This window comes from Pseudarthrobacter sp. 05T312, assembly GCF_056396685.1.
In genome coordinates, this window is record NZ_JBFTLY010000011.1 from 1 (window position 1) to 13,444 (window position 13,444).

10 protein-coding genes and 1 pseudogene are annotated in these 13,444 nt (G+C 68.1%); 3 read left to right on the forward strand and 8 right to left on the reverse strand.

From position 1 onward, the window contains the following. A pseudogene (locus AC1DIP_RS14305) lies at positions 1–1,303 on the reverse strand (HNH endonuclease signature motif containing protein); the annotation flags it as partial. Positions 1,304–1,390: 87 nt separating this feature from the next. Continuing rightward, on the reverse strand, positions 1,391–1,945 hold the full coding sequence (locus tag AC1DIP_RS14310; RefSeq protein WP_477734126.1) for a helix-turn-helix domain-containing protein: 555 nt from the start codon (positions 1,943–1,945) through the stop codon (positions 1,391–1,393). A gap of 32 nt (positions 1,946–1,977) precedes the next feature. On the opposite strand from AC1DIP_RS14310, the gene AC1DIP_RS14315 reads away from it, so the two are divergent. Then, positions 1,978–2,922, forward strand: a complete 945-nt coding sequence (locus AC1DIP_RS14315; RefSeq protein ID WP_477734127.1) for a DMT family transporter — start codon at positions 1,978–1,980, stop codon at positions 2,920–2,922. Positions 2,923–3,009: 87 nt separating this feature from the next. On the opposite strand, the gene AC1DIP_RS14320 is transcribed toward AC1DIP_RS14315, so the two are convergent. The 4 genes from AC1DIP_RS14320 to AC1DIP_RS14335 are packed head-to-tail and all read right to left on the reverse strand — an operon-like array spanning position 3,010 to position 8,438. Next, the gene (locus AC1DIP_RS14320) at positions 3,010–3,750 is read right to left on the reverse strand and encodes a thymidine kinase (RefSeq protein WP_477734128.1); all 741 of its coding nucleotides are present in this window, start codon (positions 3,748–3,750) and stop codon (positions 3,010–3,012) included. After that, positions 3,743–4,969: an alkaline phosphatase family protein gene (locus AC1DIP_RS14325; protein ID WP_477734129.1), complete on the reverse strand. Its 1,227-nt coding sequence runs from the start codon at positions 4,967–4,969 to the stop codon at positions 3,743–3,745. Before AC1DIP_RS14325 ends, AC1DIP_RS14320 begins: the two co-directional genes overlap by 8 nt. Continuing rightward, positions 4,969–5,712, reverse strand: coding sequence for a DUF5998 family protein (locus AC1DIP_RS14330; RefSeq protein ID WP_476210603.1), 744 nt, complete (start codon positions 5,710–5,712; stop codon positions 4,969–4,971). Before AC1DIP_RS14330 ends, AC1DIP_RS14325 begins: the two co-directional genes overlap by 1 nt. 41 nt (positions 5,713–5,753) lie before the next feature. Continuing rightward, entirely contained in the window at positions 5,754–8,438 is a 2,685-nt protein-coding gene (locus AC1DIP_RS14335) for a bifunctional acetate--CoA ligase family protein/GNAT family N-acetyltransferase (protein WP_477734130.1), read from the reverse strand. A 76-nt stretch (positions 8,439–8,514) separates the two neighbouring features. Here AC1DIP_RS14335 and AC1DIP_RS14340 point away from each other — a divergent pair, with 76 nt between their 5' ends. After that, positions 8,515–11,037, forward strand: a complete 2,523-nt coding sequence (locus AC1DIP_RS14340) for a DNA gyrase/topoisomerase IV subunit A (RefSeq protein WP_477734131.1) — start codon at positions 8,515–8,517, stop codon at positions 11,035–11,037. Between the two features lie 19 nt (positions 11,038–11,056). On the opposite strand, the gene AC1DIP_RS14345 is transcribed toward AC1DIP_RS14340, so the two are convergent. Together AC1DIP_RS14345 and AC1DIP_RS14350 are read right to left on the reverse strand one after the other, a co-directional pair. Beyond that, positions 11,057–11,857, reverse strand: a complete 801-nt coding sequence (locus AC1DIP_RS14345; RefSeq protein ID WP_477734132.1) for an ABC transporter permease subunit — start codon at positions 11,855–11,857, stop codon at positions 11,057–11,059. Next, complete coding sequence (locus AC1DIP_RS14350; protein WP_476210595.1) at positions 11,847–12,830, reverse strand: ATP-binding cassette domain-containing protein; 984 nt, start codon at positions 12,828–12,830, stop codon at positions 11,847–11,849. Before AC1DIP_RS14350 ends, AC1DIP_RS14345 begins: the two co-directional genes overlap by 11 nt. A 69-nt stretch (positions 12,831–12,899) precedes the next feature. Between AC1DIP_RS14350 and AC1DIP_RS14355 the strand changes: the two genes are divergently transcribed. After that, positions 12,900–13,418 (forward strand): DinB family protein, encoded by a 519-nt coding sequence (locus AC1DIP_RS14355; RefSeq protein ID WP_476210593.1) that lies wholly within the window; start codon positions 12,900–12,902, stop codon positions 13,416–13,418. The last annotated feature ends 26 nt before the right edge of the window (positions 13,419–13,444 follow it).

Sequence of the window (13,444 nt, forward strand, 5' to 3'; positions counted from 1 at the left end):
GTGGCGGGGGTGGGTTTCCAGCCGGTGGTGTGGCGGAGTTTGTGGTGTTTGGGGCAGGGCTGTCCCAGGTTGCTGATCCCGGTGGTGCCGCCCTTGGCCCAGGCGAGGAGGTGGTCGGCGTCGTTGTCCAGGGAGTTGTTGCTGCACCCAGGGAAAGGGCACTTCCCGTCCGCATCCTCAACCAGGACCGCATCGCCCCCGTCACCCGGTAACTCGTCCGGCCGATCTCCAACGGCGCCCCGTCCCGCGGATCCACCAGCACCCGGTAGAACGCCCCGGCCCCATTTGCGACCAGCTCCCTGGCCATCGACGGCGGGATGGGACCGTACCCGTCCAGCACCGCCGGTTCATCGGTCTTACCCATCAGGGAGAACACCGGAACCGTGACCAGCACCTGCGCCCGGATCGACGGTGGCAAACCCCTGTGGCCCATACCGTCGCCACCGGCAGCCTCGGCAGCACTGCCCGAGACCGCGGTGTCACCGCCAGCCATACCGCTGCCAAGGACCGCACCGGCAAAGGTGTCGGCCCGGAGCTGGGTCAGGGTCCGCGATTCCTCCGCACCCTGCCTGCCCCTGGCGGTCGCGGTGAGCCGGTTCCACCCGGCCAGGGCCTGGTCCGCGGGCAGGTACGCGGACAGCCACGCCATCCCGTCCTGGTCCGGCCGGAACTCCACCCGCCGATCAGCCACCCCCTTGGCATGGCGTTTCTCGATGCTCTCTGCCTGGTGGCGTTCCCGCCACGTCCTGGCCTTGACCCTGAACCGGTGCGCCGGCAACTGCCCCACCGAGCACCCCCGCGCCGGGTCCGGTGCGTCCGGGTCCAGGAAATGGGCTTCCAACGCCGCCGCCCCCGCGGCATCCAGACACGCTGTCTCATCGGCCATCACCACAGCGTGCTGCCAAGGGACGGTCCCGGCCTGCAAAGCCTCCAACGTCCGCGGCAACGTCGACATCACGGCGTGAGAGGTGGCCAGGAACGAACCCGCCGCCCGCGGACCAAGGGCCAGCACACACCCGATCTCCGCCGCGACCGCCATCTCCTGCGCCTGCACCGGAACATCCAGGCCCACAACGGCATAGGCGGTGTCCGCGTACGTCACAGCCGCTTTGGCCTTCACCGCAGCGATCCCGGCCTCGGCCTCACGGGCGCCGGCCAGAATCTCCAGGCACGCATCCGCCAACCCAGCCAACGGATCAGCCGCAGAAAAAGCCTCCGCACCGGCCCCGTCCACTTCCGCATTCAGCACAGCAAGGGCAGCACGGATCTCCCCGAACGCCCTCGCCACCACCGCCTTCCCCATAAACCCATCATGACAAAGGGGTCTGACAATGGGGCTGACTCGGACGCTGGCTGGCACACCTGGTGCCGCGGATTTGGCACGGACAGCTCAGCTGACGACCACACGTACGAAGCTGGCCCGGGTGTCACCAATATTCACGTAGGAGTATTGCTGCGACGTCGGGAAGGCAAGATGTTCACCCGCATGGAGTTCGGCATCACCGCTTTCCTGCTCGACGCGGATCGACCCCTCGGAGAGAAGGAGCATTTCAGACCATCCCGCAGGATCCGGCTCCGCATCGTACCGCTCGCCAGGTTCAAGGGCCCAGGACCACAACTGCGCTTCCTTGGCGGCGGGCACGGATGCCAGCAAAACCGCGATGCTGCCTTCCCGCTCTCCCCGCCACGCAACCTCACTGATGGCTCCAGGGTGCGCAGCCGGGGCAGCCACGAGATCGACGAACTTGACGCCCAAAGCGCCGGCGAGGTGGTCGAGTCCGGTCAGGCTGATGTTGGCCTCCCCCGCTTCGAGCTTGACCACGGTACGGCGGCTCACGCCGGCGCGATCGGCCAGGGCGACCTGGCTGAGTTGTGCCGCAATCCGAAACCGGCGCACGTTCTCGCTGACATGCTTCAGGACTACGGGCGTTTCCTCAGGTTGCATGTGCACTATTGTGCACCATATGGTGGGGCATTATGTTGCACATTGGTCCCCGGAGCCTGCTCTCCCGGCAGGAACTCGCCCTCGTCCTGATAACGGCAGTATGGGGTGGCACGTTCCTCGCCGTCCACATCGCCGTGCAGTACAGCGGACCATGGTTCTTCGTAGGCATGCGGTTCCTGACAGCCGGCATTATCAGCGCGGTCGTCTTTGCGCGTGGCCTGCGCGGCATCAGGCCGCGGGAGATCGTGGCCGGCACTGCCATCGGCCTGATGATCTTCCTCGGCTACGGACTTCAGACTGTCGGCCTTCAAACGATCGGCAGCAGCACCTCGGCATTCATTACAGCCCTCTATGTTCCGCTTGTTCCTGTCCTGCAGTGGATGGTGTTCAAAAGGTCACCGCGGTTTCCCACCTGGCTCGGCGCCGGCCTGGCTTTCGCCGGTCTCGTGCTGCTCGCCGGCCCGGGCAGCGCCGGCTTCACCTTCGGTTCCGGGGAGGTCGCGACAGTCCTCAGCACCCTTCCCATCGCAGCAGAGATCATCCTTATCGGCTGGTTCGCGGGCAAAGTGGACCTCGGCCGGGTCACCGTCCTTCAGTTGCTCGTCGCGGGGGCACTGGGCTTCATGGCGATGCCCATTGCGGGAGAAGGATTCCCCGCATTCTCATGGATCGGGGTGGGAGCGGCCGTCCCCTTGGGGGCTGCGAGCTGCGTCATCCAGTTGACAATGAATTGGGCCCAACGATCGGTGTCGCCAACGAAAGCAACCATCATCTACGCCGGCGAGCCCGTTTGGGCTGCGGTCATCGGGCGGCTGGCGGGTGAACGGCTTCCCCCCATCGCAGTCCTCGGCGCCGGTTTCATTGTGGTCGGTGCCCTCGTGAGCGAACTCAGGCTCCGCAAACGCGGGGACGCTGACAGCGCGCCCGAACCGCCGCACGTCGTCGGCGTGCCAGCCCCGCTGCAGCGCACGGACTAGCCGGTCCCCTGCAGCACCAGTGCCACGCCCTGGTTCACCAGTGCCACGCCCTGGTTCACCAGCCGGCAGGCCCGGGAGCTCCAGGCTTCAGGCCCTGCCGGCCTGTCCGCGGCCCTCGCCAGGTCCGCCGGAGCCGTGCCAGAGGCAGGCATCGACCTCGAACGGCAGCAACTGGTCCTGCTGGGCCATCAAGGACGCTCCGTGCGCCGTCACGCGCCGCATGAAATGCCGGCGGCACAATGTCTCGTAACCCACCACGGGTATGTGCCCGGCCTCCGGGGCAGCAGCGTCCACTACCATGTCCACGTCGCCCACCACCACCTGCGCACCTTCGGTGACCATCACGCCGTCGACCGTCCTGGCATTGTGGGTAGCGCGCCGGCCGCACCAGCACAGCGCCTCCACCTGGAGCACCTGCACCCGGTCGGCGAGCTCGATCAGGCGCTGGGAACCGGGGAACAGCCGGGTGCGGAAATCAGCGGTGATGCCGAACGCGAAGACATCGACGTCGATCTCATCCACCACCTTGGCCAGCTGCTCCACCTGTTCGGGCGTATAGAACTGGGCTTCGTCGCAGATCAGGTAGTCAACCCGCTGGCCGCGGGTGCGGCGCAGCATGACTTCCTCCCAAAAGTCGGTGCTGTCCAGGACCTCCACGGCATCAGTCTCCAAACCGAGGCGGCTCGAGATCCGGGACTCACCGGCGCGGTCGTTCCGGCTGAACCGGACGCCGCCACGGCCGCGGGCCCGGTGGTTGTAGTCCATCTGCAGGGCCAGGGTGGACTTTCCGCAGTCCATGGTGCCGGAGAAAAAGATGAGCTCAGCCACGCCGCCGCGTCCTTCCTTCAGCCGTGAAGCAGAGCAGCGGGACTTCCCGCTCGGCCTTGGTCAGCGAGCCGTGCTGGCCCACTACTTCCATGGCAGTCGGCCGCATGCGCCGTCCGTCGTAAAGCGCGACGGCGTCCCGCGCCGCGATCATGACGTCGCCAATCCTGCCTTGAACAGCGGGCCGGACATCGTTGCCGAAGAGTCCCCCGGCTACGGCTTCACCGCGGGTGAAGGCCCAGATCCGGTCGCCGAACCGCGCTTTCCAGGCCGCCAGCAACCGCTCCGCGCCGCCGTCCGACAGGTGACTTTCCTCGAGGTACAGGTGGACCATCCGTGGTTCCCCTGCCGTGTGGCGGACGCCCTCCACCAGGGCAGGGTCCGTGGAAAAGTCGATCCGCTGCGGTTCGGCCACGTCCAGCATGCCGTGGTCTGCCGTGAGCAGGATGGTGGTGCCGGCGGGAAGGGTGGAGTTGAGCCGCTTGACCGTGGCATCGAGCTCTTCCAGCTGGTGTTCCCACTGCTCGGAGCGGCAGCCGTAGCGGTGGCCGGCCTTGTCCAGGTCGTTGACGTAGAAATACATGAGGGCCGGGCCGGGGGCTGCCATGGCTTCGGCAGCGGCGGCGGTCCGGGCGTGGGCGGTTGTCCCCGGAATGAACCTGCCGCCCCGGAGTGCGGCCCGGGTCATGGGTGAGCCGTCGAACTGGGAGAGGCTGACGGTGCTGACGTCCACCTGGCCGGCGATCCGTTCGAACACGGTAGGGAACGGCTGCCAGGCCGACGGATCGACACCCGGATCCCAGTTCCCCAGCAGGTTGACCACCTTGTCCTGGTCAGGGTCCAGGACGTCGTAGCCCACCATGCCGTGCTGGCCAGCAGGAAGCCCGGTCCCAAAGCTGGACAGGGCAGCAGCGGTGGTGGAAGGGAACGCGGAGTCCAGCCACACCGGGACTTCGCCCTGCCCGGCCTGAAGCACAGAGCGCAGGAACGGGGTGTGCGCGGATTTCTGCTTGAGGAGGTTCCGGCCCAATCCGTCCGCGAGTACCACGCAGACCCGTGAGGCGGCAGGGAATCCGAGGGTATTGGCAAAACCTTCCACTCCAAGGCTTGCCGCTGCACTGGTCAGGACTTCAGCAATGGAACGGTGCCCGTAAGCGGGAGCAGGCGGAAGGTCGGGGGTGCGTCCGGGGGCTTGTACGGCGTGGGGGCGGTCTTCCGGCATCAGCGCTGCTGGTGCCCGCGGCTGAGCCGGTTGCCGAACACCCCGGCACGCGGCCGCGGTGGCATGGACTGGGCATGGGACATGGGGGCCGCGGAACCGGTGTTGACCGCCCGCAGGGCCCTGGCAAACAGTTTGGCGTCCTGCACGGCCTGCAGCCCGTCGGCTTCGGCGCTGATGCGCAGCACGATGTCCTCCTGCGCGATGGTTCCGGTGTAGCCGTGGTCCGCTTCGCACTGCGGATCGCCGCAGCTGGCCGGCCCCATGTCCAGCCGCTGGCCGCCGGACCATGCGATGGACAGGGTCAGTTCCCGTACCGGGTCGGAGGGCTTGTAGTTCTGCGGCTGCGCATACATGTAGCTGAGGACCACCGACCTGATCTGGGCCACGGGAACGGACTCCGTGGAGATCTGGGCGACGATCTGCTCCCCCGCCTCATCCAGCTGCTGGTCGTCCACATGGGTGATGACCAGCATGTCCGCGGTGAGGACCAGGACGGTGATGTGGCGGCGCACTTCTGCCCGGTCGAAGTGGGTTTCCAGGTGCACCAGGTGCGCCACGCAGTCCCGGCCATCCAGCGCGTCATCAACAACATCGGACACCAGGCGCGGGTAGAACCCGGCCTTCTGCAGCGCGTCCTCCAGGCTCTGGCCCTGGACTCCGTGGTTGTGTGAGCTGTGCTGGCGGACTGCCTGGTTTTCATTGCCGGGCGTTTCGGGCGCCGAAGCGGAAGGCTGGAAGCTCATGCCCCCATTTTCACAGATCGTCCGGTCACTTGCTAACCGCCTCAGCCCAGCATGGCCCGGCGCGCGCTGTCCGTGCGCTGCGCAGCGTTGCCGATCCGCACGTCGGCGGCAAGGATCGTGGCACCCGCCGGGCCGCACAGGACAGGGTTGAATTCCACCAGCGCGATCTCCGGATGGTTGTCCTTCATCCACGCCAGCCGGCCGGCGAGGTCCTCGAGGGCCTGAACGTCGACGGCGGGCAGGCCCTGGTAACCGAAGAGTTTCCGGGACGCCCTGGGCGCGCGGATGAAGTCGTGGACGTCCGCCGCAGTGAGCGGTGGCACGCGGTGGGCCCAGTCGTCCAGGAGGTTGACGGCGTCACCGGCAAGGCCAAAGGAGATGACAGGCCCCAGCAACGGGTCCTCGATGGCCCGGAAAGTGCACGCCTGACCCACCGGAGCCATGGCTTGGACTTCGAGGGCCGGATCTCCGTAGGCGGCGAGCGCACGCCGCATCTGCAGGACGTTCAGGCGCAGCGACTCCGCGTCCTCGATTCCAAGCCGCACACCGCCCAAATCCAGCCTGTGCCGGAGGGCGGGCTCGGTGGTCTTGAGCACCACCGGCCAGCCCAGCGAGTCGGCGGCCGCAACGGCCTCGTCGGGGGTGGTGAACGGTGCCGAGGGCAGGACCGAAATGCCGTAGTGGCCCAACAGTGAGGCTGTCGCCGCCGGGTCCAGCTGCTTGAGCTGGTCGCCTGTGACGTCCCGCAGCAGTTCATCGATCTCAGCAGCCGCCTGCCGCGGGTCGCAGCCGGCGGGCTCCACGAAGTGCCCCTGGTCGCGGGCGGCCCATTCCGCGTAGCGGACCACTGCGGCGAGGGCGGCCACCGCGGCGCCGGGGTTGGAGAAGCAGGGGACGGTGCAGCCCTCTGTTCCCACCAGGCCCTCCACGGTGATGGAGGGGTCCAGGATTCCGGTGAAAGCCGCCACCACCGGTTTCCCGGCTGCTGCCGAGCATTCCGCGAGGACTTGGGCCACAGCGTCGACGGTCAGGCCGCGTGCGGGCAGCAGGGCGGCGACAGCGGCGTGCACGGCGTCGGAGGCCAGGGCGTCAAGCAGGGCTTTCCGGAGCAGGGGCAGGGCCACGGACTGGCCGGCGTCAAGGTCGAGTCCGGAAACCACCTGCGCCACTCCCAGTCCATGGGCGGCCGCGCTGTCCGCCACCACGTTGCCCAAGGCCTGGGAGTTGCTGAAGATGGCGACGTCGGGCCCGGCAGGGAGGGACTGGGCTGATACCACCTGGGCCACGTCCACCAGCTGTTCAACGGTTTCGACGCGGATCACCCCGGACTGGCGCAGCATGGCGTCCAGTGCTCCCGCCGGCGCCTGCGTGGTACGGACGGCATGGCCCGGTGGCAGGCGGAGCCCCATGGTGTCGGATTTGGCCACGATGACCGGCTTGGTCCTGGCCAGCCGCCGTGCGATGCGGGAGAACTTGCGCGGGTTGCCGATCGACTCCAGGTAAAGGCCCACGGCGGAGGTGTCAGCGTCGTCCTCCCAGTACTGCATCATGTCGTTGCCGGAGACGTCAGCCCGGTTGCCTGCCGAGAGGAGGCTGGACAGTCCCAGCCTCCGCCGGCTCGAGGCGGCATACAGCGAGACGCCGATGGCCGCCGACTGGCTGAACAGGCCCAGGCTCCCGCGCAGCGGCATCGTGGGGGCCATGGAGGCGTTCAGGGACACATCCGGGTGGGTATTGGCGATGCCCAGCGATGCGGGCCCGATCACCCGCATCCCGTTGGCCCTGGCCTGCCGCACCAGGGCGCGCTGGCGCAGCAGGCCGCGCTCGCCGTCGTCCGTAAAGCCTGCGGAGGCGATCACCACACCCTTGACGCCGGCCGCCGCACACTCCGCCACCACGCCGGCAACCTCCTCGTAGGGCACCGCGATGATGGCCAGCTGGACCGGCTGGGGAACCTCGGAGAGCTTGCCGTAGGACAGCATGCCCGCCAGTTCCAGCGCCTCCGGGTTGATGGCGTACACCGGGCCGTGGAAACCGCCCTCGATGATGTGCTCCAGCAGCTGGTACCCCACGGTCCCCCACCTGCGGCTGGCCCCGATCACGGCAACGGACGACGGCGCCAGCAACTCCCGGACGCTCCTCGCCTCAGCGCGGTGCTCGCGGGATTCCATCACGGCACGGGATTTTTCGGTGGGGTCGACGTTGAACTCAAGGCTGACGACGCCGTCGTCGAAGTGGCGCTTGACGTCGTAGCCGGCGTCGGAGAACACCATCAGCATTTTGCGGTTCTCCGGCAGGACCTCGGCGGTGAACTTCCGGATGCCGTTTTCGTGCGCTGCCGCGGCAAGGTGCTCCAGCAGGATGGAGCCGATACCCCTCCCCTGGTGGGCGTCCGCGATGTTGAACGCGACCTCTGCCTCGGTGGGATCGCTTAGCCGGTCATAGCGGCCGATGCCGATGATTTCGCCGCCGATGGTGATGACGAACGCCACCCGGTCCTTGTAGTCCACTTCGGTGAACCGCTTGAGCTCCTTGGCCGACAACCTGGCCTTGAACGCGAAGAAGCGCATGTAGATTGAATTCTGCGACTGCCCGGTATGGAAGGCTTGGACGGCGTCCGCGTCCGACGGGTGGATGGGCCGCAGATGCGCTGTCCCGCCGTCCCGCAGGACGACATCGGCTTCCCAATGTTCCGGATATTCGCCGTCCCCGGGCTGATCCACCATAGGCTTAGCCTAGCCAAAAACTATCGCAGCACACCCCAAGGCTGCGCAGTAACCGCAGAAGGATTCACCAAACCCCATGGCCCGCCGGCAAAGTTCAAAACCCATCGTGGACGACGACTACACGGAAAACATCGTCGATATCGACGTGACATCCGAAATGCAGGGCTCCTTCCTGGAGTACGCGTACTCGGTGATCTACTCCCGGGCCCTGCCGGATGCGCGGGACGGGCTCAAGCCGGTGCAGCGCCGCATCCTGTACATGATGAGCGACATGGGTTTGCGCCCTGACCGCGGCCACGTCAAGAGCGCCCGCGTGGTGGGCGAGGTCATGGGCAAGCTGCACCCGCACGGCGACGCCGCCATCTACGACGCCATGGTGCGCATGGCACAGGACTTCTCGCTGCGGTTGCCGCTTATTGACGGGCACGGCAACTTCGGCTCGCTCGACGACGGCCCGGCAGCACCGCGGTACACCGAGGCCAGGCTGGCGGCGGCCGCCCTCACGCTCACCAACCACCTGGACGAAGACGTGGTGGACTTCGTCCCCAACTACGACAACCAGCTGACCCAGCCGGACGTCCTGCCCGCCGCGTTCCCCAACCTGCTGGTCAACGGCGCCACTGGCATCGCCGTCGGCATGGCCACCAACATGGCCCCGCACAACCTGGTGGAGGTCATCTCCGCCGCCCGCCACCTGATCGCCAACCCCGACGCCACCCTGGATGACCTCATGCGGTTCGTCCCGGGCCCGGACCTGCCCAGCGGCGGCCGGATCGTGGGCCTGGACGGCATCCGCGACGCGTACGCCACCGGCCGCGGATCCTTCAAGACCCGCGCCAAGGTGGAGATCGAACAGCTCTCCGCACGCCGCACCGGCCTGGTGGTCACTGAACTGCCGTACATGGTGGGCCCGGAAAAGGTCATCGAAAAAATCAAGGACGCCGTCAACGCCAAGAAGCTGACCGGCATCAGCGACATCGTGGACCTGACGGACCGGAAGCACGGGCTGCGGCTGGTCATCGAGTTGAAGAACGGGTTCAACCCGAACGCAGTCCTGCAGCAGCTCTACCGCTACACGCCGATGGAGGACTCCTTCGGCATCAACAACGTGACGCTGGTGGACGGCCAGCCGCAGACGCTGGGCCTGGTGGACCTGCTGTCCGTCTACGTCAACCACCGGATCAATGTGGTCCGCCGCCGGACCGTCTACCGCCTGGGCAAGAAGAAGGACCGCCTGCACCTGGTGGAGGGCCTCCTGATCGCCATCGTGGACATCGACGAGGTCATCCAGATCATCCGGTCCTCGGACGAGGCAGCGGCGGCCCGCGAGCGGCTGATGTCCATCTACGACCTCACCGAGGTCCAGGCCAACTACATCCTGGAACTGCGCCTGCGCCAGCTCACCAAGTACTCCCGGATCGAGCTGGAAAAGGAGCAGGACGAACTCCGCCGGGAGATTGCCGAACTGCAGGCCATCCTGGACTCCGAGGAACTGCTCCGCACCGTGGTCTCCGACGAACTCGGCGCGATTGCCGAGGAACACGGCACCCCGCGACGGACCGTCCTCCTGGAGTCCGAGGCCGTGTCCCCCACGGTCGCAGCTGCCGAGCTTGCCGGAGCCAAAAAGGGCAAGGCCGCGCCGCTGTCCCTGGAAATCGCTGACGACCCCTGCTGGGCAATCCTCACCGCCTCCGGGCAGGTGGCGCGCACCAGCACCCAGGAACCGCTCGCCGAGGCTGGCCCCCGGAGCAGGCACGACGTGTACACCTCGGTGGTCAAGACGTCGGCCCGCGGCGAAATCGCGGCGGTCACCTCGCAGGGCCGGATGCTCAGGCTGCAGGTCATGGACATGCCGGTCCTGCCGCCCGTGGCCGGCCTGCCGAACCTGGCCGGCGGCGTGCCGGCCAAGGAGTTCCTCACCCTGGTGAAGAGTGAGTCCCTGGTGGCGTTCGTGCGGCTGGATGAAGTCCTGGCCATCGGCACCGCCCAGGGCGTGGTGAAGCGCGTCCAGCCGGACTACCCGCTGAACCGGGAAGACTGGGAAGTCATCACCCTGAAGGACAAGGACGTGGTGGTGGGAGTCGCTCCGGCCGGGGCCGATGACACCGAACTGGTGTTCCTCACCCGGGAAGCACAGCTGCTGAAGTTCCCCGCAGCCGTGGTCCGTCCCCAGGGCCGCACCGCCGGCGGCATGGCCGGGATCAAGCTCGCCGCGGGCGACCAGGTGATCTTCTTTGGTGCCGTACAGCCCCAGGATGAGGCCGCCGTCGTGGTCACCATCGCCGGGACCAACGGGGCCCTCCCAGGCACCGCCCCGGGCACGGCCAAGGTCACCGCGTTCTCCGAATACCCGGCCAAGGGGCGCGCTACTGCCGGCGTCCGGTCGCACCGGTTCCTCAAGGGCGAGGACATGCTGCTCCTCGCGTGGGCGGGCCACGGCCCGGCCAAGGCGTCCTCCGCGGCAGGTGTGGCGCGGTCACTGCCGCAGGAACACGGCCGCCGTGACGGCTCGGGCGTCCCGCTCTCCCAGGCCGTGGAGGCAGTGGGCCCGGCCATGGCGTGGATGGATGGCGGCGCAGCCAGGGACACCGCGGAGTAGCGGCGTCGACGTGGCCGGCTCAGCCGGCCACGTCCCGGCGCCGGAATCCGGCGACGGCGAGCGCCACCAGCACCGCGATGGTGACTGCCGATACCGCCACACTGTCCCAGGCGGGGCCGTTGCGGAGGGGGTCGTGGGCGATGTACTGGAAGAACGGCGAGACCTTCTGGATCCGGTCAAAAACGTCCACCATGGGTGCCAGGGCGTTGACGATGTAGGCCAGGACCGCCAGCACGGCAGGGACGCCGCGGCTGAGCGCGGTCCGTCCGGTCGCCGCCGACAACGCCAGCGCCAGCGAGCCGAACACGACGCCCAGGAGCGCCAGGTGCAGCATGGCCCCTGCCACCTTGTCCGCCGGCAGGACCAGGTCCACCAGGTTGCCTTCGAGCACCAGGGACAAACCCATGACGGCCGCCAGGAGGAAGGTGCCCGCCACCAAGGCGAGGAACTTCTCCACCACCACCCGTCCCCGGCCTACGGGGTTGGAGAGCAGCAGGTCCATGGTGTGCCGGTCCTCCTCCCCGCCGATGGCTCCCGCACCGGAGTTGACGGCGTAGATCAGGACTGCGATGGGCCCCATGAAGGACAGCAGTTCCACCTGGATGTATCCGATGGGGGTGGACAGGTCCGCGCTGGAAGTGGCAAAGAGGGAACGGAAGGCCTCCGGCATCTGCGCGATGAAGCCGCTGATGGAGGGCTGGGACTTCACCGAGGGCCAGACGGCCGCGTACATGGCCACGACAAGGGCCAGGGAGACGGCCCAGGCGACCAGCAGCCTGCCCTGGTCCCGGAGTGTTTTCAGCAGGACGCTAGCCAGCATGGTGCGCCACCGTTCCGGCCGCGCGTTCCGTTGGGCCGGCCGCGGCGCCGCCGTCCGCCCGGTCCATCCCGTAATAGCTCAGGAACGTCTCCTCCAGCGGGGCCTCGGAACATTCGAAGTCCTCCACGTCCCGGGCGCTGACCCGTTTCAGCAGGGCGTCCAGGGCCGATTGCGGGGCGTTGCAGCTTAGGGCCCGGCCCTCCACCAGCACATCCCGCACCCCGGGGACGCCGGTGAATTCCGCCGCGGACACGTCCTCGGCGAAGCGGGCGCGTACCCGGTGCAGGGAGCGGGCGGCCAGGTCCTGCAGCCGCTCCACCGCCACCAGCTTGCCGCCGCGCACCACCCCGATCCGGTCCGCGACGCGCTCCACCTCGCCCAGGACGTGGGAGGAGAACAGGGCCGAGCCGCCGTCCGCGGTGTGTTCACGCAGGAGGGAGTGGAAGACCTGCTGGACCAGGGGGTCGATCCCGCTGGTTGGTTCGTCCAGCACCAGCAGCCGCGGCCTGGACATGACCGCCAGGACGACGGCGAGCTTCTGCCGGTTCCCGCGCGACAGCGTGCGGGCCGGTTTGCCCAGGTCCAGTTCCAGCCGGTCCGCCACCTCGGCGGCACGCCCGCCGTCGTCCCGGTGCCGCAGATGGCAGCAGTAGGCCACGTGCTGGTGGCCGGTCAGGCGGTCGTAGAGGGCCGGTTCGCCCGGCACGTAGCCCACCACGCGGTGGACGTCCCGGGATTCGCGCCAGGCATCCAGCCCCAGGACGGACGCCGTGCCGGACGTGGGCCGCAGCATTCCCATCAGCAGCCGGATGGTGGTCGTCTTGCCTGCCCCGTTCGGGCCCAGGTATCCGAAGACCTCGCCCGGTTCAATGGTGAGGGTCACGTCATCGAGCGCTGTGTTGCGGCCGAACCGCTTCGTCAGGCCGGCCAGCTGCACCATGCTTTCCGCGTCCTTGCGCGCTTCCGGACTCATGCGGCCACGCTAGCCGGGACGCTGCCGGCGGCCCAGAGTCTTTTGGCCCGCACAGCTTAGACTGCTCCCATGCCTATCGTGCCTGATGAAAAGGACTGGACCTGGGTCCTGTCACGGCCCTGCCCGGAATGCAATTTCCATGCCTCCACGGCCACGCCCGCCACCGTCCCCGGAAGCATCGAAAGCATGATCCCCCGGTGGCTGGCCGTCCTCCGCCGGCCGGACGCGGCGGAGCGCCCCGACGGGCAGACGTGGTCCGCGGTCGAGTATGCGTGCCACGTGCGGGACGTCTTCACCCTGTTCAACCAGCGGCTGGACCTGATGCTCGCCGAGGACGACGCCCGCTTCGCCGACTGGGACCAGGACCGGACGGCCATCGAGAAGGACTACGCCAACGCCGACCCCGCCGAGGTGGGTCCGGAGCTGGCGGCGGAGGGACACGAGGCCGCCGAGGCCTTCGCCGCCGTTCCCGAAGAGGACTGGGGACGCCGGGGCCTGCGCAGCAACGGCTCCGAGTTCACCATCCTGACGCTCTCGCAGTACTTCCTGCACGACGTGGTCCACCACCTGCACGACGTCGACGGCTGACGGAAGCCCCGCCGGCCCCAAGCTGA